This window comes from Desulfoluna sp. CYM3A, from assembly GCF_056829965.1.
Genome location: NZ_CP186556.1, coordinates 509,436 through 533,820, shown reverse-complemented (window position 1 = coordinate 533,820; position 24,385 = coordinate 509,436). Strand labels below are relative to the sequence as shown.

At 59.8% G+C, this 24,385-nt stretch carries 22 protein-coding genes and 3 pseudogenes; 12 read left to right on the top strand and 13 right to left on the bottom strand.

Annotated features, from left to right (window positions below):
- Positions 1-321: 321 nt before the first annotated feature.
- From ACOYW1_RS02855 to ACOYW1_RS02830, 6 genes are all read right to left on the bottom strand, one after another.
- A complete protein-coding gene (locus tag ACOYW1_RS02855; RefSeq protein WP_482415088.1) occupies positions 322-1,266 on the bottom strand; it encodes an FHA domain-containing protein in 945 nt (314 codons plus the stop codon).
- 176 nt (positions 1,267-1,442) lie between these two features.
- Complete coding sequence (locus ACOYW1_RS02850) at positions 1,443-2,939, bottom strand: hypothetical protein (protein ID WP_482421582.1); 1,497 nt, start codon at positions 2,937-2,939, stop codon at positions 1,443-1,445.
- Complete coding sequence (locus ACOYW1_RS02845; RefSeq protein ID WP_482421581.1) at positions 2,936-3,505, bottom strand: FHA domain-containing protein; 570 nt, start codon at positions 3,503-3,505, stop codon at positions 2,936-2,938. The genes ACOYW1_RS02850 and ACOYW1_RS02845 overlap by 4 nt, the downstream gene beginning before the upstream one ends.
- Positions 3,506-3,529: 24 nt before the next feature.
- On the bottom strand, positions 3,530-4,069 hold the full coding sequence (locus ACOYW1_RS02840; RefSeq protein ID WP_482421580.1) for a hypothetical protein: 540 nt from the start codon (positions 4,067-4,069) through the stop codon (positions 3,530-3,532).
- A gap of 441 nt (positions 4,070-4,510) precedes the next feature.
- The gene (locus ACOYW1_RS02835; RefSeq protein ID WP_482421579.1) at positions 4,511-4,726 is read right to left on the bottom strand and encodes a hypothetical protein; all 216 of its coding nucleotides are present in this window, start codon (positions 4,724-4,726) and stop codon (positions 4,511-4,513) included.
- A 277-nt stretch (positions 4,727-5,003) separates the two neighbouring features.
- Entirely contained in the window at positions 5,004-5,717 is a 714-nt protein-coding gene (locus ACOYW1_RS02830) for a YfaP family protein (protein ID WP_482421578.1), read from the bottom strand.
- A gap of 352 nt (positions 5,718-6,069) precedes the next feature.
- Here ACOYW1_RS02830 and ACOYW1_RS02825 point away from each other — a divergent pair, with 352 nt between their 5' ends.
- From ACOYW1_RS02825 to ACOYW1_RS02815, 3 genes and pseudogenes are all read left to right on the top strand, one after another.
- On the top strand, positions 6,070-7,212 hold the full coding sequence (locus ACOYW1_RS02825) for a THUMP domain-containing class I SAM-dependent RNA methyltransferase (protein ID WP_482415084.1): 1,143 nt from the start codon (positions 6,070-6,072) through the stop codon (positions 7,210-7,212).
- A gap of 13 nt (positions 7,213-7,225) precedes the next feature.
- Positions 7,226-7,699, top strand: a pseudogene (trmB, locus tag ACOYW1_RS02820) (tRNA (guanosine(46)-N7)-methyltransferase TrmB); the annotation flags it as partial.
- Between the two features lie 16 nt (positions 7,700-7,715).
- Entirely contained in the window at positions 7,716-7,886 is a 171-nt protein-coding gene (locus ACOYW1_RS02815) for a hypothetical protein (protein ID WP_482423888.1), read from the top strand.
- A gap of 280 nt (positions 7,887-8,166) precedes the next feature.
- On the opposite strand, the gene ACOYW1_RS02810 is transcribed toward ACOYW1_RS02815, so the two are convergent.
- From ACOYW1_RS02810 to thrS, 6 genes and pseudogenes are all read right to left on the bottom strand, one after another.
- Positions 8,167-9,387, bottom strand: coding sequence for a DUF2325 domain-containing protein (locus ACOYW1_RS02810; RefSeq protein ID WP_482421577.1), 1,221 nt, complete (start codon positions 9,385-9,387; stop codon positions 8,167-8,169).
- A gap of 133 nt (positions 9,388-9,520) precedes the next feature.
- Entirely contained in the window at positions 9,521-10,276 is a 756-nt protein-coding gene (locus ACOYW1_RS02805; protein ID WP_482415081.1) for a metal-dependent transcriptional regulator, read from the bottom strand.
- Between the two features lie 88 nt (positions 10,277-10,364).
- Complete coding sequence (locus tag ACOYW1_RS02800; protein WP_482421576.1) at positions 10,365-11,651, bottom strand: (Fe-S)-binding protein; 1,287 nt, start codon at positions 11,649-11,651, stop codon at positions 10,365-10,367.
- Positions 11,641-12,537: an exopolyphosphatase gene (locus tag ACOYW1_RS02795; protein WP_482415079.1), complete on the bottom strand. Its 897-nt coding sequence runs from the start codon at positions 12,535-12,537 to the stop codon at positions 11,641-11,643. The genes ACOYW1_RS02800 and ACOYW1_RS02795 overlap by 11 nt, the downstream gene beginning before the upstream one ends.
- A gap of 122 nt (positions 12,538-12,659) precedes the next feature.
- A pseudogene (locus ACOYW1_RS02790) lies at positions 12,660-12,866 on the bottom strand (VanZ family protein); the annotation flags it as partial.
- 265 nt (positions 12,867-13,131) lie between these two features.
- The gene (gene thrS / locus ACOYW1_RS02785) at positions 13,132-15,045 is read right to left on the bottom strand and encodes a threonine--tRNA ligase (RefSeq protein ID WP_482421575.1); all 1,914 of its coding nucleotides are present in this window, start codon (positions 15,043-15,045) and stop codon (positions 13,132-13,134) included.
- A 424-nt stretch (positions 15,046-15,469) separates the two neighbouring features.
- Between thrS and ACOYW1_RS02780 the strand changes: the two genes are divergently transcribed.
- The 8 genes and pseudogenes from ACOYW1_RS02780 to dnaB all read left to right on the top strand — a co-directional run bounded on the left by ACOYW1_RS02780 (position 15,470) and on the right by dnaB (position 22,662).
- Complete coding sequence (locus ACOYW1_RS02780; protein WP_482421574.1) at positions 15,470-16,615, top strand: ribonuclease D; 1,146 nt, start codon at positions 15,470-15,472, stop codon at positions 16,613-16,615.
- A gap of 110 nt (positions 16,616-16,725) precedes the next feature.
- A complete protein-coding gene (locus tag ACOYW1_RS02775) occupies positions 16,726-17,334 on the top strand; it encodes an alpha/beta hydrolase (RefSeq protein ID WP_482415075.1) in 609 nt (202 codons plus the stop codon).
- A 328-nt stretch (positions 17,335-17,662) separates the two neighbouring features.
- The gene (locus ACOYW1_RS02770; protein ID WP_482421573.1) at positions 17,663-19,537 is read left to right on the top strand and encodes an AMP-binding protein; all 1,875 of its coding nucleotides are present in this window, start codon (positions 17,663-17,665) and stop codon (positions 19,535-19,537) included.
- 110 nt (positions 19,538-19,647) lie between these two features.
- Positions 19,648-20,112: a 30S ribosomal protein S6 gene (gene rpsF / locus ACOYW1_RS02765; RefSeq protein ID WP_482415073.1), complete on the top strand. Its 465-nt coding sequence runs from the start codon at positions 19,648-19,650 to the stop codon at positions 20,110-20,112.
- Position 20,113: 1 nt separating this feature from the next.
- Positions 20,114-20,398, top strand: coding sequence for a 30S ribosomal protein S18 (rpsR, locus tag ACOYW1_RS02760; RefSeq protein ID WP_180136805.1), 285 nt, complete (start codon positions 20,114-20,116; stop codon positions 20,396-20,398).
- A 108-nt stretch (positions 20,399-20,506) separates the two neighbouring features.
- Positions 20,507-20,977 (top strand): 50S ribosomal protein L9, encoded by a 471-nt coding sequence (rplI, locus tag ACOYW1_RS02755; RefSeq protein ID WP_180136806.1) that lies wholly within the window; start codon positions 20,507-20,509, stop codon positions 20,975-20,977.
- Positions 20,978-21,218: 241 nt separating this feature from the next.
- A pseudogene (locus ACOYW1_RS02750) lies at positions 21,219-21,569 on the top strand (DnaB-like helicase N-terminal domain-containing protein); the annotation flags it as partial.
- A gap of 115 nt (positions 21,570-21,684) precedes the next feature.
- Positions 21,685-22,662 (top strand): replicative DNA helicase, encoded by a 978-nt coding sequence (gene dnaB, locus ACOYW1_RS02745; protein WP_482421572.1) that lies wholly within the window; start codon positions 21,685-21,687, stop codon positions 22,660-22,662.
- Here dnaB and ACOYW1_RS02740 read toward each other — a convergent pair.
- The gene (locus ACOYW1_RS02740) at positions 22,638-23,117 is read right to left on the bottom strand and encodes a hypothetical protein (RefSeq protein ID WP_482421571.1); all 480 of its coding nucleotides are present in this window, start codon (positions 23,115-23,117) and stop codon (positions 22,638-22,640) included. The two genes, dnaB and ACOYW1_RS02740, sit on opposite strands and share 25 nt — an antisense overlap.
- On the opposite strand from ACOYW1_RS02740, the gene hflX reads away from it, so the two are divergent.
- On the top strand, positions 23,116-24,324 hold the full coding sequence (gene hflX / locus ACOYW1_RS02735; RefSeq protein WP_482421570.1) for a GTPase HflX: 1,209 nt from the start codon (positions 23,116-23,118) through the stop codon (positions 24,322-24,324). The two genes, ACOYW1_RS02740 and hflX, sit on opposite strands and share 2 nt — an antisense overlap.
- The last annotated feature ends 61 nt before the right edge of the window (positions 24,325-24,385 follow it).

Sequence of the window (24,385 nt, the reverse complement as noted above, 5' to 3'; positions counted from 1 at the left end):
GCCATCACCCCTCCAGTATCCCATATAAAGTTGACGCATCACTAGTACAAAAGAGCCTCCGGCGGCCCTGCCGGGGGCCAAACTTTTGAAAAGTTTGACAAACAGGCCTTGATAGCTTTGGCATGAATTCCAGCGATTTTGACTGTTCTAATTTTTCTGCTCACTCTCTTCGTTTTCTGCCCCTGCGGGGCAGAAAACGAAGAGAGTGAGCACCCGGAAAGTTTTTTGCGGAGCTTTTTTTCAAAAAAGCGACCCGCCGGAGGCGGCTTTTTGGTACCAACGAGCCATAGAAGGTAAACTGTTGAGCCCCAGATGGATGCCCTATCCCCCCGCTGTGATCACCCAGTTTACCGGCCAGTTGCCCCTGTTTTTTTTGAGGAGCACCCCGTTTATCCCCCGTTTTTCGTCGGTGTAATGATAACAGCCGTCTGCCACCTCGACCTTGTAGTGATCGTAGGCCGGGTCCGGTGCAAGGGTCAGGAGTCCGTCGAGTTTTCGGATATAAAGGACCTGGTCCCCCTCATAAAGAATGGTGTACTGATTCCGAAGGGACTCAAAAGAGGCCGGATCGCCGTTCTTAAGGCACTCCTCCTCGTCCAGGATGGCCGTGAGGCGAAAGGCAAAAAGGCCCGGGCCTTTTTCCAGGGTAAAGGTGAAACTGCCCGCGATGTTGAACTCCCGGACGTCGTACAGGGGCACCTTGCCGATGCGATCGGGGCTGCGGTTGATGTAGGTGCCGTTGGAACTGGAAAGATCCTCCAGAGATCCTTTTGGGCCGTCGATGCGTCCATGGCGAGAGGAGACCCAGGCACAGGTGATGGGAATATCGTTGTCCGGCGCCCGTCCGATGGTGACCCCTTTTCCGGGCCGGAAACGGTAAGTGAGACCTGTCATCTTCTCCTTGATCACCAGCTCTCCGCTGTATCCCAGATCCCGGGCCACGGCCCCTTTCATGGCAAACCACTCATCCATGGAGCCGCCGCAGGACGAACAGATTTTCGCCTCGGCTCCGAGCTGCTGTCCGCACCAGGGACAAAAAAACAAAGCGCCCCTCTCTTTTTTGTAAAGGTCGCCCCCGCACCAGCCGCAAAATGCCGATTCTTTTGCCGCGGGCTTGCCGCAGCCGCAGCAGTACACCGGGTTCTCACAGACCGGCTCGGCAAAGCTCCCCACAATGGTCTTCATGGGTGCCTGGGCTCCGCAGGCCGTACAATACAGGTGAAGCGCCTCGACCTTTTCACCGCATGTCTCACAAAATTGACTCATGATATCCCTTATGAAAAATCCCCCGGCGGCCCTGCCGGGGACAACATTCCTGAAAAATTTGACAATCAGATTGGGGTGGTTTTATGAACATCTTCGCGGATGTTTATCCCCGGGAAACGAAGGGAAGCATCCGCAACCTGGGGCCCTGGCCGCCGGAGGCCTGTATTTTCCACCTGCTATTGAATCCCTTTCATCATCGTTCCCGCAGCCTTGACAATGGGCTCACGGCTTTTGCCGAAGGCATCCCACACGGCGCTTTCCGCTGTCACGCCAAACCCCTCCTGTGGGGAAAGCGTCTCTTTCCGGGTGAGGCTCTTGGCGGGAAGGGTGTAAAGCGAAAGGCCTGCACCGCACCTGGCCGCGTGCATGTTGGCATAGCTGCCCACGGTGCCGCCGCCGCTGGGGTCCACCTCCACGGTCAGGAGGTAATCGGCGTTGAGGGCGTCCCCGTTAACGGAAGCGGGGGTCAGGCCCTGGTCCACGGGAACAACGGTGAGTTTGCGGTTCAGAAGCAGGGAGGTGACGGCGTCGGTGAGGCCGCTCACGTTCAGCCCTTTGTCCGCGTGTTTGCAACGCACCAGAAGGGCCACGGCCCGTTTCCGGGTGAGGTCCACCTTCAGGGGGCGCATGGGGGAGAGGTCGTAGGCTGAAAAATCGCCCAGGGCGGAAAAGTCGGGGGTCACCTTGAGAACCGCGGTTTTCAGGCTGGGGTCCACACTTCCCACGGCCAGTTCGGCCTGGCCGTAGACTCCGGTGACGCCGGGGGCCACCTGCCCTTGTCCCTCGGCAAAGGAGACAGCCAGGGGAAGGTTGGTCACTGGCTGCCCGGAACCCGTGGCCCCTAAGTACCGCGCCATGATCCGGGGCTGTTTTTCCAGGCGGCCTTCGGGGTCATAGAGAAAGGTGTCGTTGAGCAGACTCAGCTGGATGCGCCCGGTGATGCCTGCCACCCGGAAGGCCACGTGGTTGGACAACTCGTCGCGCAGGCCGTCGCCGTCGATCTCGGCATAGACCGGTACCCGCCCGAAAAAGGCCTTCTGCATGGATCCGGCTTCAAGGAACTGCTTGAGGGCCCGCACGTGCTCCCCGTTTTTCAGGGCTTTTTCCGCCTGCCTCACCGCCTCCACCACCATCTCTTTTTTCTGGTTCAGGTCCTCTTTAACCTGCACCTCGTAGGCTTCCTTGGGGATAAACACCAGCACGGTGACGGTGCCGGTTTTGGGGTAATCGATGAAAAAGTCGCTCTCCCGGACATTGGTGAGGACCTGGCTGGTGTAGGTCTCCAGGCGCTGGGTGATCTCCTGCTGCACCGCAGCCGAGGCCCCGGCCCCGCGTTTTTCGGTGATGAGCTGGAAATCAGACTCCACCTTCACGCGGATCTGCCGCGCCAGTTCCTCTCTGGCGCGGTTTTTCGCTTCAAGCTTTCCCTTGCCCAAGTCCGCCCCGATGTTGGCCGTGCCCTCACCGATATAAAGGGATGGGTCCTTTCTCTTTTCCGCGATGAACGCCCTGGCTTCAGCCCGCATGGCCTTGAGGCGGATGCGTTCCGCCGCGGCTTCGGCTGGGGGAACGTTATCCACCGCCCCCTTTTCCGGTGTCGGCTTTGCCCCGAGGCAACCCGCCAGAAGAAGCGCCATCATCACCATTGCCGTCATCCTGAATCCGGTCTTCATGCCGTCACCTCCTTGATCTCCAGGGTGTCCTCCACCCGGTACACGCTTTGTTCTGCGGGGAACACAAGGGAGGTCGGGGTGGCCACCCACACGGTCTCCCCTGATCGCCAGACCGTCATGCTGCCTTCTTTGCACCCTGCGCCGCTATCTGAAAACGAAAGGGCCAGCTTGCTCCGCACCAGGCAGAGGAAAGAATCATCTCCCTGGAGCAGGGCGCCGGTGACACCGTCCCCGTTTGCCTGAACGCACGACACGTCAAAATTGATCACCCGGGAGAGGGTCAGCAGGTCTCCCTCGCTCAGGGTGGCCCCGCCTTCAATGGCATCGCCGTTGAGGTAGGTGCCCCCTGCGCTGCCCAGATCCGATGCCGTAAGCGTCCCCGTGTCCAGGGCCAGGGAAAGATGCTGCCTGCTGACCCTGCGATCGGAAAGTACCACGTCAGGGGCAGTCCCTTCATCACCGCGCCCCAGGGTCAACCGGTCACCGGCCACCACCGTCACCTCGGCACCTTGAGCTGTTTTTAAGGTAAAGTGCCGCCCGCGAGGTGCCGCCAGCGCCCCGTTCATGGAGACGGCTTCGGGATACTGGGGTCAGCCGCCAGAAAAAGAATGCCCAAAAGAGAACGCCCTCTGTCCAGGTCCCCTTGCCGGAAAGCCTCCCGAACCTCGACAAACCGGCCGTCGGCTGCTGCCGCCCGCTCCTGTTCTTCGGCGGGAATAGTTAATGGCCAGGAGCCGGTCAAAGGAATTTTTCAGCTCCGCATGGTAGGGAAGCAGGCCTGCGATGTCGCGCTTTTCATCGGGCAGAAGGTACCTGCCGTTCTCCAGGGGCGCGGCAGAGGCCAGGCGCTGGGCCAGCTTTTTGGCCTCCACCCAGGCAAGCTGGGCCTTTTTGGGATCCCCCCCCGTAAAGTCCACCAGCCTCTCCCTGAAGGCCTTGACGTCCGTGTCTTTGGAGAACACGGCCAGGTACTCGTCGGCAAGGTCCAGGGCAGCCACGTAATGGCCGTTTCGGATCAGCTCTTCCCGTTTTTCGATCTCGTCGATGAGGTATGCGTGGTAGGCCGCCTTTTTCTTTTTTGCCCCGCGGGCATAGAGCCCCCAGCCCAGAAGGTAGATAAGCAGCGCCACACCCAGCAGGACGGTGAGCTGCCGTGCGGCCCGCGCCTTTTCCTCTGCCAGACCGGCAAGGGCCGTGTCCCTTAGTCGCGATGTGAGGGGTCGTCAAGGTATCCGGCGCCATAAAGGAGACCGACACGTCAAAAAGCTTGCTCTGGAGTTTTTCATCGTTGACCGTCACCACCACCCGCCGATCGTTGCCGCCTCCTGTCAGCACCTGGACCGTGCAGAGGGCCGAATACCGGATTTTCATGGCCGCGTCTTTCTGGCTCCGTACGTGGGCGATCATCTCCCGGCCGGTGCCCATGGCACCCCAGAGTTTAAAGCGTTCGTCCCAGCGCTTGATCATGGCCTCTTTTACGCCGTCATCCACGCAGAGCTGCCACCCGGTATGGCCCCCCAGGGCCATGCGCACATCCATGAGAAGATGGGGCAATCCCCGGGCATCCCCAGTCACGGCCTTGGGCAGTCGGAAAACCCCGGCACTCCCGGCCCTCGGCCATAGCCCCTCTCCGGGAGAAGCTCCTCCATGGATTTGCGGTAGGAGGTGTGGTCCGGAATCGGGGCCACCTCTTTGTTCGTCAGAAAATGGTACCGCACCGGCTGCACCGACACGGCTGCCATGGCGGAAAGAAACAAAAGAGCAACTGCCCATCGAACGGTTTTCATGCCCTACTCCACATCATCGTAAAATGAAGGATCACACCCCAAGCCCTATAATTACATTGAACGGACTACGAGCAAACCAATAAAATATCATTACAAACAGTTACCAAGAAATCCTTGGACATTTCACAAATACAAACTGTAATTCACTGTTTACCGCTCGATTTTCTAACCCTTTGGGCAAGCATCATTTCTTCTAAATTCGACCTTTACCCAGACAATTTTTTTGTTCAAGAAGCATAAATAAAGCGAATTTTCATTACCGCGTCAACACCGGAGATTAGCGTATCTCACCGTTTTTGATCGTCAGAACGTCGGCCCGGGCCCCTGAAACCTCAGGCAGGGTCACCACCCGATCCAGCTTGCCGTTGGCGTAAACGCTCACGCGGGCCCCTGCCAGGGAACCTTCACCGGAATAATTGTGAACAAAAAGGCGATAGGAGGCGCCTTTGTCGATGCGGTCCAGGGTGAGGGTCTCGGGACCGAGGCCGTCCATGTCGTCCCGGTCGAGGCGGGCAAGGTCCGGGACGGAGCGCATGTGCCTGTAGGAGATATGGAGGCTGGTGTCTTTGAGAAGATGAAGGTCTAAGTCTTTGGGTCTTTCATCCCACTGGAGCACAAAACGGACACTCGAAAGGGGGATCTTTCTGGAAACCAGAAACCGCCGGTGGCGAATGGTGCCGGCCTCCACAGGAAGCAAGGCCTGAAAAGGGATGTAGCCGTCCTTGGAGAGGGCAACGCCGATGGACCCTTCGTCCATGGCCTCCACCACCTCTTCCGGCATGACGATGTAGCCTTTGGGGCCGGTGCGGAGGGTTCGTGCCTTATCGGGAAAAGAGAGGACCACTTCGGCCCCTGAAAGGGGACGGCAGCTCACGGCGTCTTTAAAGGAGAGGACCACGGCCCCTTCAATTTCGGAGAAGCCCTCCACCTCATGGCGTTCGCGGTCATCCCAGCAGGAGCATTCAGCGGCAAAAGAAATCGCCGCAGTCATCCATAATGAACACAGAAATGCCATCCAGCCCATTGTCCGACTCATTGTCCCCCCTTCATTTTTAGAGTGTCTGCGTGTGCGCATCACGTATCCTGAGAATCAAAACCAACCCACCCATTTCCCTTACACCACAATGGGTCCCATTTACAGTGATTCCTGTCACATCACGCCCGGGTCACCCCCTCCCGGGGAACACCAGGCTTTTTTTTCTCGGGCCGCCCCTTGGGCCGCGGCTGGTTTCCCACCTTTTTCAACCAGTTTGACCCGGCTGTTCAGCCTGTGTTCATTCGCCTGTCCCCAGGGCCTATATTGGTATTGAGGAACCCATAAAATAGGTGTATATTGCCTTCCCATGTATACGTATCAAAAACAGAATCTCTATTATGCACAGGTACTTCCCGGTATTGAAGAGGAGCTGACGCGCGAGCTCTCGTGGCTTGGCGCCGAGGTGATCAAAACCGAATTCGGAATTCTGACCTTCACGACCGACAAGGCAGGGCTCTATCGCATCAACCTCCGGTCACGTCTCGCCACCCGCATCCTGGCCCCCCTGATCTCGTTCCGGTGCCCGGACGCCGATAAACTCTACCGGGCGACACGGACCATGGAGTGGCGCGATTTCCTCCGCCCCACCGGGTCTTTTGCCATTGTGGCCAACGTTTCGGAAACCGAGGCGTTCAATAACTCCCATTTTGCGGCACTCAAGCTCAAAGACGCCATCTGCGACTATTTCCGCGCACGCACCGGGGTTCGCCCGGATGTGGACAAAAAAGCACCGGATGTCATCTTTCACCTTCATATCCGCAAGGGCCGTGCCAGCATCAGCGTGGACACCTCCGGCGGCTCCCTGCACCGGCGCGGATACCGCACCCAGGGTGTGGAAGCGCCCATGCAGGAGACCCTGGCGGCCGCCATCCTCTCCATGACCGAATGGGACCTGGAGACCCCGCTGGTGGACCCCATGTGCGGTTCCGGCACCATCCTGTCCGAAGCCCACATGTTCGCCTGCGGCATCCCGGCAGGCTACCTGCGGAAGCACTTCGGCCTCTCCCGCCTTCCCAACTTCAACAAGAAGCTGTGGGAAGCCGAGCGCCAGAAGGCCACCCGGCGCATCCAGCCCCCGGAAGAGGGCCTGATCATGGGCAGCGATATCTGCAAAAACACGGTGGCCTCGGCCCGGGAGAACATGTCCAACCTTCCCGGCGGCGACCAGGTGCCCATCATCGCCAAGGACTTCCGGAAGCTTGAAATCCAGGAAGAGAGCCTCATCGTCTGCAACCCGCCCTACGGCATCCGGCTCGGCAGGGAAGAGGACATGAAACAGTTTTACAAAGAGTTCGGTGATTTTCTGAAAAACGAATGCAAGGGATCCACCGCCTTCATCTACTTCGGAAACCGGGAGCTCATCGGGAGCCTGGGCCTCAAAGCCGAGTGGAAGCGTCCGCTCATGAACGGCGGCCTGGACGGAAGGCTCTGCAAATACAACCTGTATTGATGGATCGGAAGGTATGGCCAAGAAAAAACTGATGCGTTACGAGGAGATCCACAATTTTCCCAACGTCATCTACACGGAAATCGTGGACGCGGAAAACCGCATTGTCAATCGAAGCTGGGACGATCACGCCTTTGCAAAGGCGCAGGAGACCGTGGTGGAGATCGGCTGCGGAAGGGGCGAGTACTGCATCGACCTGGCCCGGCGCAACCCCCACAAAAACTATGTGGGGGTCGATCTGAAGGCGGACCGCCTTTACATCGGAGCCCTGAAAGCCCAAGAGGAAGGACTCACCAACGTCATGTTCGTGAGGATCCGGGTGGAGTACCTCATCCCCTTTCTGGGGGACCAGAAGCTCTCCGAAGCCTGGATTACCTTTCCCGATCCGTACAACCGCACCGTCAACGGCCGAAAACGCCTGACGGCCGGATCGTTTCTGGACGTATACAGACACATCGTGGAGCCCGGAGCCCTGCTCCACCTGAAAACCGACGACCCCACCCTCTATGAGTTCTCCCTGGAGAGCCTCAGAACAAGTAACACTCCTCTTTCACACCAACGACCTTTACAGCGTAAGCGAGGACCTGGGCGACGCCACCGCCGTCCAGACCACCTACGAGAAGCGCTACATCAAGGAAGGTCGCCTCATCAAGTACATCCGATTCTGCCTGAATTAAACAAATGCCTCCGGCGGGCAGGGGATGATCCCCTGCACCCCAGGTGGCATCCCATAACAGGCGCTCCTGCGGAGCGCCTGTTATGGGATGCAAAACGTGTAAAATCTTTCACCGTTACCGATTATTCTCAGAATCTCGCGTTGCATTGTTACGGCGTTGACCACGGGCGTAGCCCGTCAGCAAATGTGAAGTACCTGAGGAACGAAGGTACGGAGCATTTGCAAACCTGGGGTGCAGGGGCTGTAGCCCCTGCCCGCCGGAGGCACGCTTTTTGGTTTCCCTACGCAGGCATATCGAGAAGCACGCCGGTAAGGGCAGAAATGCTGGAGGTCGAGAGCGGGATTCTCTTGTTGTGCTTGGAGCAGAGTTTCTTCACGCTTCGGCAGGCGTTGTGGCTGTTGCAGGTCACAGGGCAGACCACCATGTCGCAACGGCTCACCTGCTTTTCAAGGCACTTTCTCCCACCGCTCATGGTGCCGTCGTGGTACTCGAACCCCAGGCCCTTGGCTTCGGCCACCCGCCTGTAGTGGGGCTCCATGCGGGAAAGGCCTCCCACCATCAAAATCCTTCGACTGCAGGTCTCCATCTCCGGGCAGGTGCTGCACCCCCGGCCTTCACAGGGCAACGGCGCAGGCCGTCCAATGGCAAGGCTCATCACCTCATCGGCCAGGGCCTTGTTTTCGCTTTCAATCTCCAAAACCCGGGTCTTGAGTTTGCGCTTTTCCCGCTCAAGCTTACGGGCTTCACGGGCCAGGGCGTCCCGCTCCCGCTCCCGCTCTTTCCGCTTGTCCCTCTCCTGCTTCAGCGCATCGGGATCCACAGAAACGGCTTTGGGTTCCGACCGGATCTCAGGGACCACCACTGGCGCTTCGGCCTGTTTTGAAAGGGCCTGGCGAAGCTCCCGCACTTCATCGACCATCGCCTGCAGTTCGCGGCCCAGGCGTCGCCGTTCGCGCCTCTCGGTATCCAGGCTCTCCGTGAGTTCCTTGACCTTTCCCGCGCTTTTCACCTCTTTTTTCCGCGCCTCCAGAAGATCCGTTGCGGTGGTGTGCCCCATCATGTGGGCCTCCCCCACCACGGACACCAGCACATCCACGGCAAGGTTCTTTCGCATGGACACGCAATACAGCGCCTCGGCGGCCTCCCCGTTGGCAATGGCGGCCTTGAGAAGGGGCAGGAGCTCTTTTTCGGGAAGGGCCTTTACCTTGTCCAGAGCGTCGGCGAACTTGCGCTTTAATACAGCGTCCACGCGCCGGGCCACGGCCGTACCCGAGCCCACCTCCTCCATGATATCCCGGTGCACCTCCCAGGGTGCCAGGGCCTTGATCCGGCGACCGCATTTTTTCAGAATGCGCCGCCCCTCCTCGTCGCTGATTCCCAGCCCAACCACCGGGCATTTCAAGGACGTCGGTATATCCCAAAAGGATTGAAAAAGCACAGAGTCCTCGGTCTCCTTTGCCGCAGGTTCCATTCCAATTCCTTCCAGCAGGCCCTCAAACATTTTTTACCTCCTAATAGTTTTAGGCAAACCAAACATTATATACAAAAAAAAGGGAGCAGTCCCCTACTCCCGACCCCGGTCCGTTGCTGCCCTCGACCTGAAGGCAGCAACGACTCTCACGGCATCGTTTATGCTAAAACATTTTTACGACGACCTTTTCGGCATCTTCCTTCCGCAGGTCCAGATGATATCCCATCACCTTGGCCCGGATCACCTCACCGGAATCGTCAACGGCTTCCACTTCAATGATGTTCCCCACGTCCGCCCCGGACTCCTTGAGCTGCCGGGCCACGTTGCCTTTGCCGGCAATTTTGACGATAAGGCCCCGCTCTCCGCTGCCAAGGGAAGACAGGCTCTGGGTCACCCCGGAGTCAGGATCCAGCCCGCCCAGGTCCCTGAGTCCGCCGATGCACTGCTCCAGGCAGCCCTTGCACTCATCAAGGGGAGACTCTTTCTCACAGCGGGCGGCAAACTGGCCGAGCCACTCGGTACCGGCCCGGGGACACAGGTCAATGAACTCCATCAGGGAGATAATGCGGTCCAGGACAGAGCGAGAGACGGTGTGTTCCATCTTACACGCAGTTTCTTCGGCTTCAATGGGCTCGATAAACAGAACCCGGATGAAAAAATCTTTCAGGGCCTCATGGCGCCGAACCACGTCCCGTGCGTGTTTCTGACCTTTGGGTGTCAGGGTGATCAGGTCGTAGGGGGCGTAGTTGATATACCCTTTTTCAGCCAAAGCCCTCAGGGCGCCGGTGACCGACGAGCTGTTCACCCCGGTCTTTTTGGCAATATCTTTGGCACGGGCGGCCTGCTTTTCCGAGACAACGTGATAGATCGCCTCAAGGTAGTCTTCCAGGCTTGCACTGAGTTCTTCAATCTGCGACATCAGAGATTTAACCCCATCTGTATGGTTGATGCGTTTGTAAACAGTATTTTTTACAATAGGCATTTTTTTTCGTCTACCCGAATATAAATCAGGAGTCCCCAGGGCTGTCAAGGGGATTTTCCAGAATTTCCACCACGTGCAGCACCCGGATCCCGGATCCGGCCCCCCTGAGAAGGGCTTCGATCTGGGCCATGCACCCCGGGCAGGAGGTGACCACCACGTCGGCTCCGGTGGCCTCGATGCGTGCAAGGCACCCCTCTCCGATGGCAAGGGAAAGGTCGCGGTTCTTCATGCCGAAGCTTCCGCCCAGCCCGCAACACCCCTGCTCCATCTCCACCAGGGTATGGCCCGCCTGTTTCAAGAGCGACCGTGTATTTTCCGTATTTTTAAGGCTATGGCGCCCATGGCAGGGGTCGTGAACAGTGACGGTGAGCCCGCCTGCCTCTTTTTCAAGCCCGGGGCCTTCCCCAAGCTGTGCCAGCAGGTCACTGCCGTCGCACACCGCCTCTGCGATGCGGTCCACCAGAGCAGCTTCGGCATCGGAGAGCTGCTCCTTTACTTTGGGCCAGAGATGCTTGATGGCGAGGGTACAGGTGGCGCACGGAGTCACCACATGGGTAAAATCCAGAGCAGAAAAAAGGTCGAGATGCCGCTTCACGGCCTGGAGAAAGGCCTCTTCATCCCCTTCGGTGAGAAAGGGGATCCCGCAGCATCCCTGCTCTTTGGGCACGTGAACCCGGGCCCCGGCATCGGTGAGCAGCCCCGCAAGGCCCTCCCCCACAAAGGGGTAAACCTTGTCCACCAGGCACCCGGCAAAGAGAACCACCTCCGCTTTCGGGGCGCCGGCCTCTTTGGCTGCAGGAGCACCGCTCTCGTTCGGGGTGTAGGTATCGGTGAAAAAGGGGCGCGTGATCTTCGGTACCGGATAGCGACCGGCAAGGGCCACCCGTGCATCCTCCGGCGAGGTGATCATGCGCCGCTGCACGGCCGCAAACCGTGCGGCAAGGGTGGCGGTGCGCTTCGGGTCGGCAAAGGCCTGACGAAGCAGGGCGCGCCTGGCGCCGGACAGCCGTGCGGCCTCGGCCAGGGCCTTTCTTGCCAGGAGAAAGGCATCCACCGTGGCCACCCCCCGGGGACAGGTGGCCTTGCAGCCGCCGCAGAGGGTGCACCGGTTCAGACGGGCCAGGGTTTCGGCCGGAGCATCAGTGAGATTTTCGTGAAGGGCCGTGATAAGGGCCAGCTTTCCCCGTGCCGAATCCCCTTCAAGGCCGGTGCGTTTGTAGACAGGACAGACCGCCTGACACAGGCCGCATCGGTTGCACAGGGACGCCATCTTCTCAGCGGCATCGGCAAGGGAGACCAGATCAATGCTCATGGGGCTTATTTTCCTGCAGGGTCCCGATGATGCGGGGAATGTATTTATCGGCCAGAGACGCGTCAAAGGTGCAGGCCGCAGCCCCGAAGTGACCGCCTCCGTTGAACTTCGACAGAAGGTGCCCGGCATGGACGTTGCACCCAACGTTGAAGATGCTGTGCCCCACGCTGAGCACCACACGGGTCCTGGCCCGGTCCACGTAGCGTATCTTCACGCTGACAACGGCGTCGGGGAACATGGCATAGACCAGAAAGCGGTTTCCCTCCGGTGCCTCTTCATAGCCCCTGAAATCGGTAATGGAGACCCCCTCTTTCACATGGGTGCAGGAGTTCAGATGCTCCCGGTACTCCTTGTTCTGGGCCACCACCGCTTCACAGCGACGCTTGACCTCAGGGTCGGCCATGACCTCATGGATGGGCCGTGACCGCAGCAGGCCCACCAGACGATCCCAGTAGGGGGCATCCTTCTGCTTGCGACCGAAGATGGTCATGGAGAGCAGCACGTACGGGTTGGACTCCGGAGTCTCCACCTCGTCCCGGGTCAGGTCCGCCGAGTCGATGCGGTCCGTCTCGCGGATGAGCTCGGAAAGGTCCGCGGACAGGCCGCGACGGTAGTAGTCCCAGACCAGGCCCGCTGCCGAGGGCACCACATCAAAGGAGCCTTCAAAGGGAGCTGTCACGCGGTTGGTGGCATGGTGATCAAACCAGAGGCTGCACCGGGGGTCAAAGGGCAGGTTGGCGATGACATCGCCGTGGCGGACCTCAACCTTGCCCTGCTGCATGTCGTTGGGTTCGACCCAGAGGGTCGGTTCGGTCAGGGCCAGGGCTTCTTCCAGCACGACGGCGCAAACCACCCCGTCAAAATCGGGTCGTGTAACGATTCGCATGGTGTTGTTTCCTGTTATGTTGTGGTGGCAGATCGTATCAGGTTTTCAGAAATTGCGGCCGCAAGGGTCCGGGGGCATCGCGTATTGCCGGGCAGATGGGCCCGGGTGCTGGACTGCACGTATCATTCCGTAGGCGGCCGGTCGGGCACCCTTCGTTCGTCACGCACCCAGACGATAAGGTAAAGGGCAATTCCCAGTACGACACCCACAATATCGCATAAAAAATCCACTCGGTCCATGGACCGCCGCGGGACAAAAAGCTGGTGCACCTCGTCGGCCATGCCGATAAGCACGGCCACCAGAAAGGCAAAGCACACGGCTCTGCGCCATGGGCAGGCAACGAACGCCCCTTAACACAAGGTACCCGGCCGCTGTGTACACAAGGAGGTGGGCAACCTTGTCGTTGAAGGGGCCCCTGGGCATGGGCAGGTGAACCAGGGAAGGAAGAAATATCAGCGCACAGAGAAGAAGCACGGCAAACCAGTTGCGTACCCCTTTTGACTCTGAAATCCTCATCGCTATCTCCCTTCCCATCATCCCAGTACAGGGAGCCCGGTGTCCGGTGACATCACCGCCATCGGGCCGCCCCACAGCTTAGCCGAATACAGGAACGCTTTCGTTTTTCCTGGCACGGATATCCGCTTTCACCACAGAGAGGAAGGCCTCACGGGAAACCCCGTAGGTGACCTTGCCGTCCAGGGTACGGACGGAGAAGACCCCGCCTTCCCGCTCTTTCTCGCCGATGGTGACAATGACCGGAACCTGTTCCAGCTGGGCATCGCGCACCTTGCGCTTGAGGCTCTCGCCCCGGGCGTCCACTTCCACGCGGAGCCCTTCGGCTTCCAGCTCTTTTTTCACCTGACGGGTGTAGTCCAGAAGGTCGTCGTTCATGGGCAGAAGGACCACCTGGACCGGTGCCAGCCACAGGGGGAACCGTCCGGCGTAGTGTTCCACCAGAATCCCGAAGAACCGCTCGATGGACCCGAAGGCCACGCGATGGATCATCACGGGGCGGTGCTTTTCGTTGTCCGCACCGATGTAGGAGAGATCGAACCGCTCAGGCAGGCTCATGTCCAGCTGGATGGTGCCGCACTGCCAGGTTCGCCCGATGGCGTCCTTGATGTGGATGTCGATCTTGGGCCCGTAAAAAGCGCCGTCCCCTTCGTTGATGACATACCCTTTGCCGTAAGCGTCCAGTGCGGACCTCAGGCCTTCGGTGGCCTTTTCCCACTGCTCGTCCGAGCCGATGGACTTTTCCGGACGCGTGGAGAGCTCCAGGTGGAAATCAAGGCCGAAGGTGCCGTAGATCCGCTCGTCGAGCTTCAGGACCCCCAGGATCTCATCGTGGATCTGCTCCGGGGTCATGAAGATGTGGGCGTCGTCCTGGTGGAAGGCCCGCACGCGGAAGAGCCCGGAAAGGGCCCCGGAGAGCTCGTGGCGATGCACCAGGCCGATCTCGCCGGCGCGGTAGGGGAGTTCCCTGTAGGAGGGGCTCTTCATGCGGAAAAGGAGCATGCCGCCAGGGCAGTTCATGGGCTTGATGGCGTAATCGAAGCCGTCCACGCTGGAGGTGTACATGTTTTCCCGATAGTTCTCCCAGTGCCCGCTGCGCTCCCAGAGGGCGCGGTTGAGCATGATGGGGGTCTTGGTCTCCACGTACTCGTCCTTGGCGTGTTCTTCGCGCCAGTAGTCCAGAAGGGCGTTCCACATGGCCATGCCCCGGGCGTGGAAAAAGGGCATGCCCGGCGCTTCGTCATGGAAGCTGAAAAGGTCCAGCTGGGTGCCGAGCTTGCGGTGGTCCCTCTTCTTGGCCTCTTCGATCATGTGCAGGTGAGCCTTGAGCTCCTTTTTGTCGAAGAAGGCCGTGCCGTAGACCCGCTGGAGCTGGGCCCTGGTCTGGTCGGCGCGCCAGTAAGCGCCGGAAACGCGCATGAGCTTGACAGCCTTGACCATCCCGGTGTGAGGAACATGGGGTCCCCGGCACAGGTCCGTGAAGTCGCCCTGCTCGTACAGGGAGATGGTGCCCTCAAGGTCCTCGATGAGTTCGAGCTTATAGGGTTCGTCCTTGAAACGCTCCAGGGCCTCCTCTTTGGAGATCTCCTTGCGCGTAAAGGGGAGCTTGGCCTTGACCAGGCGGTTGATCTCCTGCTCGATGGCGGGGAACGCCTCTTCGCCGATGGGCTCCATGTCGATATCGTAGTAAAAGCCCCCCTCCACCACGGGTCCGATGGTGAGGTGGGCATCTTTATAGAGGTTCGTGATGGCCTGGGCCATGACGTGGGCGGCGCTGTGCCGCATGATCTCGAGGGCTTCCGAATCCTTGGTGGTGATAAGACGGACCGCAGCGCCGTCCGCGACCTTTTCCGACAGGTCCAAAAGGTCCCCGTCGATCTCCATGGCCACGCAGGAGCGCGCAAAGCCTTCGGAGATTGAAAGGGCTATATCGCCCCCTGAGGGGGCCTCATTAAACTCTCGTTTGCTTCCATCCGGTAGAGTGATCTTAACCATATCCGTATCCGTATCGCCTCGAATTATAAAAGGAACCGCGCAACAGGCGATGCCTTGCCAATACCTTTAAATCCAGTGGGGTGCACGCACCACACTGAAAACAGGACTAATCTGTGAATTTAGGGCAATTCCCCGGGAGGGTCAAGACAAAAGCTCTTTCCCTCTCCCGGAAAGTGTATGGTCTTCCTTGGAAAAAAATGATACACAAACATAAATCAAACTCACTCGCACCGTCGGTGGGCCGGCGGTTGTGCTCAAGGTACCATGGCCTCCAAAACGTCTCGGGTTTTTGTCCGGGATCCATGCCGCGCAGCGCACCTTTTTGCCAAGCCGGTTCGGCATCACACCGAGGCCTGATGTGCCTGGATTTTTTTTCGCATGCCCAGCGCATGGAATGGCCGTCGAAACGAGCCCCGATTTTCCCATGACCAATATGATAGACAACCTCCATTACGTGGAGACCGCAGATGCCCTCAAGGAGGTCGCCGATGTGTTCCTGAACGCCGATTGTATCGGCGTGGACCTCGAAGCCGACTCCATGTTCCATTTCCGAGAAAAAGTGTGCCTCATCCAGATGGCTGTCGGTGATTTCATCGCCGTCATCGACCCCTTGAGCATCGAAGACATGGGACCCATTGTCCCTGTTTTTGAGCGCCCCGAGATCCGCAAGATCTTCCACGGAAGCGACTACGATGTCCGTTCCCTTAACCGGGACTTCGGCATCACCATCCGCAACCTTTTCGACACGGAGCTGGCCTCCCGGTTTCTCGGCATCCCCGAAACCGGCCTCGGCTCGGTCATGAAACAGCGATTCGGCGTGGAGCTGGACAAGACCTACCAGAAAAAGGACTGGTCCAAACGCCCCCTCACCGAGGGCATGATCAAGTACGGTGCCGGCGACGTCATCTACCTGCCCCGACTTGCCGCCATCCTCGACCGTGAGCTCGAAGAGAAGGGCCGCACCGAATGGGTGGAAGAGGAGTGCCTCCTGCTGTCCGGCGTCCGCCACCAGGACAACGGCGACGCCCCCCTGTTTACTAAGGTAAAGGGCGCGGGCAAACTCGACAGGCGCAGCCTGGCCGTCCTGGAAGAGCTGCTGAAACTTCGCCTTACCCTTTCCGAAAAGAAAGACCGCCCTCCGTTCAAGGTGTTCAGCAACGCCTCCCTGCACACCCTGGCCAAGGAAAAGCCCACATCCACAAGGCGACTCAAGGCCTGCGGAGCGCTGTCCCCGAGGCAGACCGCAGCCCACGGTGCCCAGATCATCAAGGCGGTGGAACAGGGCATCGCCCTGCCCGAAGAGGAGCTGCCCAGGTACCCCAGGGGCAAACGACCCAGCTTCAACCCTGAGATCCCCAAACGCATGGACGCCATCAAAACCTACCGGGACGACATGGCCCACAGACTGGCCCTGGATCCTCCCATCCTGATCAACAAAGCACTGATGACCGCCATTGCCGTGCGTAACCCCGACACCGTGGATGAGCTTGATTCCATCGACGGACTGCGCCAGTGGCAGATCAGCACCCTGGGCCAGGGCATCATCACCGCCCTGCGCCAGGAAGCTTAAAAAGGCGGAGCCCGTCGCCGTCGGCTGCCGACCGGCGGGCCACCGGAGTAAACGTCACCCCACGACCCGATCACAGGGCGATGCCCGACATCGCCCGCATGAGGAACCCCATGGAACATCGCATCACCTTCACGTCTGAAGGCACCATCCTTGAAGGCATGCTCGAAACCCCCGGCACCAAACGCGGGGTCGTCATCACCCATCCGCACCCCCTCTACGGAGGCGACATGGACAACCCCGTGGTCCTTGCCATCACCGAGAGCTATCGGAAAGCCGGGTTTGCCACCCTGCGGTTCAACTTTCGGGGCGCAGGCAACAGCGAGGGGGACTTCGACGAGGGCCACGGCGCAGTCCGCGACCTCCTGGCCGCTGTCTATCGCCTGAAGTCCGAGGGCATTGAGGACGTCACCTGCGCCGGCTATTCCTTCGGAACCTGGATCTGCCTCTCCGCCTCCCTGGCCCACCCCGTCACCACCGACGTGATGGTGGCCCCCCCGGTCACCTTCCTCGATTTCCAGGCGACACCGTGCCACCGGGGCCCCAACCTTGTCATCTCAGGCACCCAGGACAGCTTTGCCGATTTCGAAACCGTCAAGGGCATGGTCCCTGCCTGGAACCCCGACGCCCGGCTCCACGTCATCGAGAGCGCCGACCACTTCTTCTCCATCCATTTAAATGAGGTGAGCCGCGCCATCGACGAGCACCTTTCGGGCGCATAAAAAGCTCCTTTTCTGCCCTTTGCGGGGCGGCCGTCGGACCGGCGCCCCGCAAGACATTTAATACACAACAAAAAGCCCTCCTTATGTTGCCCAGCCACGGGCCACCTCGCCTTTCGTATTGTTCCCTCACAAAACACACTTTCTATTGACAAACACTGTTCCACACCCTTACACAACATAGTACCCCACAAACATCACCCAACGAGCCACACTCTCACACCTCATTCATACATCGCCGCAGGTCCGCCGAAGACTCCCAGACCCAACGCAGCCCCACCCCTGAGCGGAGCCCCCTGGCCGACCCGCGCCAATCCCAAAGGAGAGCGGCATGACCACCCGCAAGGAGACCGCCCTGCCCTGGAGCAGGGAGTACCGCATCCTGGGCATCCCGGAAACACTGGAGCCCTACCCCGACGCACCGGCATACGCCATCCTCGATCAAGCGGCCCGGCGCTTTCCAAAACGAGGCCTGATCCAGGTGGGTTCCCTGGTCACCTACCCCCGGGTCCGCGAAATGGCCCATCGCCTGGCCACGGCCCTGGCCGGGTTCGGCCTTACCAAAGGCGACCGCGTGGCCACCCTGCTGCCCACCTCCGTCCAGTTTGTGGTGGCAGATTACGCCATCAGCCGTGCCGGCCTGGTCCACGTCCCCTGCTCCACCCTGGAACCCGTGCCCCATCTTCAACAGAAATTCGACGCATGCACGCCGCGGGCCCTCATCACCCTGGACGACGCCCTGCCCCACGCCCGTGCCCTTGCCGAAACAACCGCACTGGAGCAGGTGATCGTCTCCAGACTGTCAGACTACTCCGCCCACCCCGCCCCTCCGGAACCACTGCCCGGGCTCCCGTGCCAGGGCCACTGGCTGACGCAGCTCATCGCAGAGACCCCCTGCGCCCCACCGGACCGGCCCATTGACCCGGAAAAAGACCTGGAGATGATCCTCTTCACCGGCGGGACCACCGGCGTCCCCAAGGGATGCATGCTTACCCACCGCAACATCTACTGCAACTCCCTGCAGAACAGCTGGGCCTTCGGACGCGTCAAAACGCTGCTCCGGGGCAACATCACCGCCCTTATCGGCCTGCCCCTCTTTCACTCATACGGCCATGTCATCATGCACACCATGACCCTGGAGGGCTACAACCAGATCCTCCTCCCCGACGCCAGGGACACCGAGGCCATGGTGAACATGATCCGCGCCCACCGCCCCCTGCTGCAACTCGGGGTCCCGGCCCAGTTCATGAAAATGGCGGAAAAAGAGCTGAAAGGATTTGCCGTCCTGGGGGTTTCCGGCTCGGCGCCCCTGCCCCCGAGCACCCAGAAGCAATTTGAAACCAAGGGCAAGGGAGCCATCATGGAAGGCTACGGCCTGTCGGAGATGTCCCCCAGCACCCACCTGAACCCCTCCCTTCTCCTGCGCATCGCAGGCGGGAGACTGCCCCAGCGTATTCTCACCGCCGTCCTGGGAATCCCGGGCCTCTGCCCTGTGCTCAACCGCGGCCTTGGGCTGCTGGGGCCCAGGGCTATCGGCACCATCGTCACCCGGGCCATCGCCCTTCTCCTCAAATTCTCCCGACCGTCCGACACCGAAAAACCCGCCGTGGAAAAACCGGGGGCTACGGGCATCCCCCTGCCCGACACACGCGTACGCATCACCGACACGGCAACAGGAGAGCCCCTTGCCGATATGGAGAAATTCCCCTCCGGGGCCCGTGGGGAGATGCTCCTTAAAGGCCCCCAGCGCATGAAAGGCTACTGGCCCGACTCGGGAAGCGGCATCGACGAGGCAGGCTATGTCCACACCGGCGATGTGGTCACTGTGGACCCCCAGGGCTACTTCCGCATCGTGGACCGCACCAAGGACATGATCAATGTCTCGGGTTACAAAGTCTACTCCCGGGAAGTGGACGACATCCTCTACAGCCACCCGGCCACAGAACACGCGGCAACCGTCGGGGTCCCGGACGGCAACCGGGAGGGGAGCGAACGGGTGATCATCTGCGTTCAACCCAAGCCTGGGTACAAGGGGCGGGTCACCCCGGAAGACTTCATCGCCTTCCTCAAAGAGCGCGTGGCCCGCTACGCGGTTCCCCGATCCGTCTTTTTTGTGGACGAAATGCCCCTGACCCCCGTGCAGAAACTGGACAAGAAAAAGATACGGGAGCTGGCGCGCGCCCACGCCCTGCGCATCACCCCTTGACATCTTTTTGGAAAGGGTGTTAATAAGGGTAGTTTTTTCGAGGCCGACACCGGCCTACCGATCCTTGCTCTGTCTTAAATTACAGGGCTTTACATCCATAAGGAGGTTACATGAGACGTTACGAAACCGTATTCATCCTCGATCCCGATCTGGGCGAGGAGGTCCGCAACCAGCGTTACGACAAGGTCAAAGAGATCATCGCTGCCTACAAAGGCGTCCTGATCGAGTTCGATGACTGGGGCGTACGCAAGCTGGCTTACGACATCCGCAAAAAAGCCCGTGGACAGTATGTCCGCGTTGATTTCTGCGGCGACGGCACCCTCATTTCCGAGCTGGAACGAAACTTCCGTCTTGACGACAAATTCCTCAAGTTCATGACCATCATCCTCGGCGACGACGTCAACCCCGACGACGTCCTCGCAGAAAAAGAGCAGGCTGAAGCCGCTGCCGCTGAGGCAGAAGCTGCACCTGAAGCTGAAGCAGAAAAAGCCGAAGAAGCTCCCGCTGCCGACGCACCTGCCGAAGAGGAAAAAGCTGAGGAACCTGCAGAACCTGAGACCAAAGAGGAGGACTAAGATGGCCGCACCAGCACGAGGAAAAGGAAAAGGGAAACCCGGACGCAAGGGAGGCCGTAAAAGGACTTACCACCGCAGGAAGGTCTGCCGTTTCTGTGCCGACTCCAGCATCGTCATCGACTACAAGGAAACCCGCGTACTCAAGTACTTCATCTCTGAGCGCGGTAAGATTATTCCCCGTCGCATTACCGGCACCTGTGCCAAGCACCAGCGAATCCTTACCCGTGAGATCAAGCGCGCACGTACCATCGCACTGCTTCCTTACGTCGGAAACCTGGAATCATAATGCGAAGTCGGCCATGCGCCGCTTCGATGACCAACTGAACAACGCCGGAAATCCGGACACGGTTCCGGGTTCACTTTGAAGGGGTGCCCCCCTTCAGCGGAGGATAATATGGCAACGAAAGTTATTTTAACGGAAACCATCGACACTCTGGGCATCATCGGCACCGAGGCTACCGTTGCGGACGGCTACGCACGCAACTACCTCCTCCCCCGCGGGAAAGCCGTTCTTGCCACGCCCCAGAACAGAAAGCTTCTGGAGCAGCAGAAAGCTCGATTTGAACTCCAGATCGCCAAAGAGCGCGAGCAGGCTGAAGAGCTGGCCAAAAAAGTACAGGAGATTTCCTGCACTCTCATGGCCAAGGTCAGCCAGGAAGAGCGTCTCTACGGTTCCATCACTGCCCAGGACATCCTGGAAGCCCTCAAGGGCCAGGAAGTCACCATCGAGAAGCGCATGCTGCTTCTGGCCGCTCCCATCAAGGAGCTGGGCACCTACAAGATTCCCGTCCGTCTCTACAAGGACGTGGAGCCTGAAATCACCGTTGAGGTGAAGGCGGAAGCCAAGGAAGGCGAAGAGGAGTAATCACCTCTCCGTTCCACCAGTGAAAAGCCGCAAAGGGGGGCAGCCGAAGACCGGCAGCCCCCCTTTTTTCGTTTGGCGCCGACCCTGGGAAGCCGCCCCTTACGGACCTTCCCGCCGGGTTGCGCCACAGGCATGAGCAAAAACATTGCCAACACCCCGGGGACCTGATAGCTCTTAACCAGCGCATGTCCACCCCGAAACCCGACAGACCCAAAGACGATAAAAAAGAGACCAGCGCACCATGCTCACGAACTTTGCCCCACCCAAGCCCAGGAAGAAATCCACCGGCAACCGCCCCATGGACGGCTACCCTTCAAGCGACGAAGGCGGCACCCGGGGAAAACTGCCGCCCCACGCCCTGGACGCGGAAGAATCCATCCTGAGCTCTATTCTCATCGACAACGACACCCTGGTGGATGTCATTGAGATGCTTACCCCCCCGGACTTTTACAAGCCGGCCCACGAAAAGATCTTCGAGTCCATGGCCGAACTCTTTGCCCGGTCCGAGCCGGTGGATATCGTGACCCTGGCCAACCGGCTCAAGGAAAAAGGGCAACTCGACGAGGTGGGCGGTGCCGCCTATCTCTCCCAGCTGGTGGACCGCGCCCCCTACTCGGTCAACGCGGTAAAACACGCGGAGATCATCCGGGACAAATCCTCCCTGCGGCGCATGATAGAGACCTGCTCTCACATCATCAACGAGCTGCATGGAAGAGCAGGGAGCCGTGGAGTCCATCATCGACACGGCCGAAGGATCCATCTACGAGATCTCAAACTCGAAGATCAAACCCTCCTTCTCCCATATCAACGATCTCATCAACAGCAACATCACCACCCTGGAGGAGCGCCAGAACAGCGGCAGCGATTTCACCGGAGTTCCCACGGGCTATACCCAGGTGGACAAGCTCACCTCGGGCCTTCAGAAAACCGACCTCATCATCCTGGCGGCCCGACCCAGTATGGGCAAAACCGCCTTTGTTCTCAACCTGGCACGGAACGTGGCGGTCCTCGAAGAGAAGCTGGTGGCCATCTTCTCCCTTGAAATGGGCTGTGAGCAGCTCTCCATGCGACTGCTCACCGCCGAGGCAAGGGTCAACTCCGAAAAACTCAAAAGCGGCACCATCGGCGCCGAAGACTGGGAGCGTGTCACGGAAGCGGCCGGCGTCATCAGCCAGGCCCCCCTCTACATCGACGACACCCCCAACATCAGCGTCATGGAGATCCGGGCCAAGTGCCGTCGCCTCAAAGCCGACCGCGAGCTGGGCCTCATCATCGTGGACTACCTCCAGCTCATGCGGGGATCCGGTACCACCGGTGACCGCCGTGACCTTGAAATTGCGGAGATTTCCCGATCCCTCAAGGGACTTGCCAAGGAGATGGATGTACCGGTTATCGCCCTGTCCCAGCTGAACCGTATGCTGGAGCAGCGTGCGGAAAAACGCCCCCTGCTCTCGGACTTGAGGGAATCGGGCTCCCTGGAGCAGGACGCCGACATCGTCGCCTTCATCTACCGCGACGAGGTCTATAATAAGGAAGAGAACAACCCCAACAAAGGCAAGGCCGAAATCATCGTCGCCAAAAACCGTAACGGTGCCGTGGGCACGGCCCACCTCACCTTTATCGGCAAATACACCCGATTTGAAAACGCCGCCATCGGCGACTACGCCCTTCCGGACAGCGAATGAAAAAAGTACACGGTCACACCGACGGCCTGAAGGCCAACCAGAAAAAACGACTCGAATCCCTCTACCGACGCAGACTCCCCCAGGGCTATGCGGTGAACGCCGAGCTGGCCCACGAGCTGGCAGCCATCAGCCACGACATCCGCAGGCAGGTGGCCGTCCTTGTGAGCCGCGCAGGCAAGGTGGAGTTTGTTATCGCAGGGACCCCGGACCAGATCTACATCCCGGAGCTTAAAGGGTACAGCCCCCTGCCCGGCCGCCTGTCGGGCCTGCGCTACATCCACACCCACCTCCGGGAGAACGAGGGGCTTACCCGGGACGACCACACCGACCTGGCCCTGTTGCGCTTCGACCTCATGGCCGCCGTCACCCTCACCGCAGACGGCTCGGTCCACCGGGTGCACACCGCCCATGTCACCACCGGCGCCACCGGTGAGCCCACCCGGGACTCTCCCCATGGCCCCGGGCCACCTCCGGGACGACCTCGACGTCATCGTCCGCGAAGTGGAAGAGGAGCTCTCCCGCAAAGAGCGGGTCCTCTCCGCCGGAGACGCCGAAGAGCGCGCCATCCTGGTAAGCGTCACCACCCGCCCCAGAAAAGAGGCCATGGCCTCCCTCCGGGAACTGGACGAACTGGCCCGCTCCTGCAACATCGACATCCTGGAGACGGTGCTCCAGATCCGCAAAAAAAGCGACCCCAAGCACCTTCTGGGTCGCGGCAAGCTCAGCGAGATCACCATTGCCGCCATGCAGAAAGGGGCCACCATCCTCATCTTCGATCAGGAGCTCTCCCCGGCGCAGATCCGGTCCATCACCGACCAGGTGGAGATCAAGGTCATCGACAGAACCCAGATGATCCTGGACATCTTTGCCCGGCGCGCCCAGACCCGGGAGGGCAAGCTCCAGGTGGAGCTGGCACAGCTCAAGTACATGCTGCCCCGGCTCATCACCTTGAACACCGCCATGAGCCGCCTCACCGGCGGCATCGGCGGCAGGGGCCCCGGTGAAACCAAGCTGGAGCTCAACCGGCGGCGGGTCAGGGACCGCATCACCACCCTGACCAAGCAGATCGAAAACGTCAAGAAACAGCGCGGCCAGCAGAGGGCCAGAAGAAACCGCAAAGGGGTACCCGTGGTCTCCATCGTGGGCTACACCAACGCAGGGAAATCAACCCTCTTGAACACCCTCACCCAGAGCAAGGTCCTGGCCGAAGACCGCCTCTTTGCCACCCTGGACCCGTCCAGTCGGCGCTTAAGGTTCCCCAAGGACATCGAGGTGATCATTACCGACACCGTGGGGTTTATCCGGGACCTGCCCAAAGAGCTCATGGTCTCCTTCCGGGCCACCCTGGAGGAGCTGGAGTCGGCGGACCTCCTGCTTCACATCATTGATGCCTCCAACCCCCAGTGTGAAAAACAGATCGACTCCGTGGAAAAAATCCTCTCGGACCTGAAACTCGATTCCATCCCGGTCCTCAAGATCTTCAACAAAATGGACCAGACCGATGAAGAGCGGCGTGAAGCGCTTTCACGGGAACACGGTGGCCTGTTCATCTCCGCCCTCAACCGGGCCACACTGACCCCGCTGCTCCACCGCATCGAAGACCAGATTGAGACCCTCATCACCGACCAGCTCCCGGAGGATGACCCGGGCCTTGAGGAGTAGACCGCAACACAAGATGTGCTGTCATGCACCGTGTGCCATCATAGATGTTGACTCGCCGGGA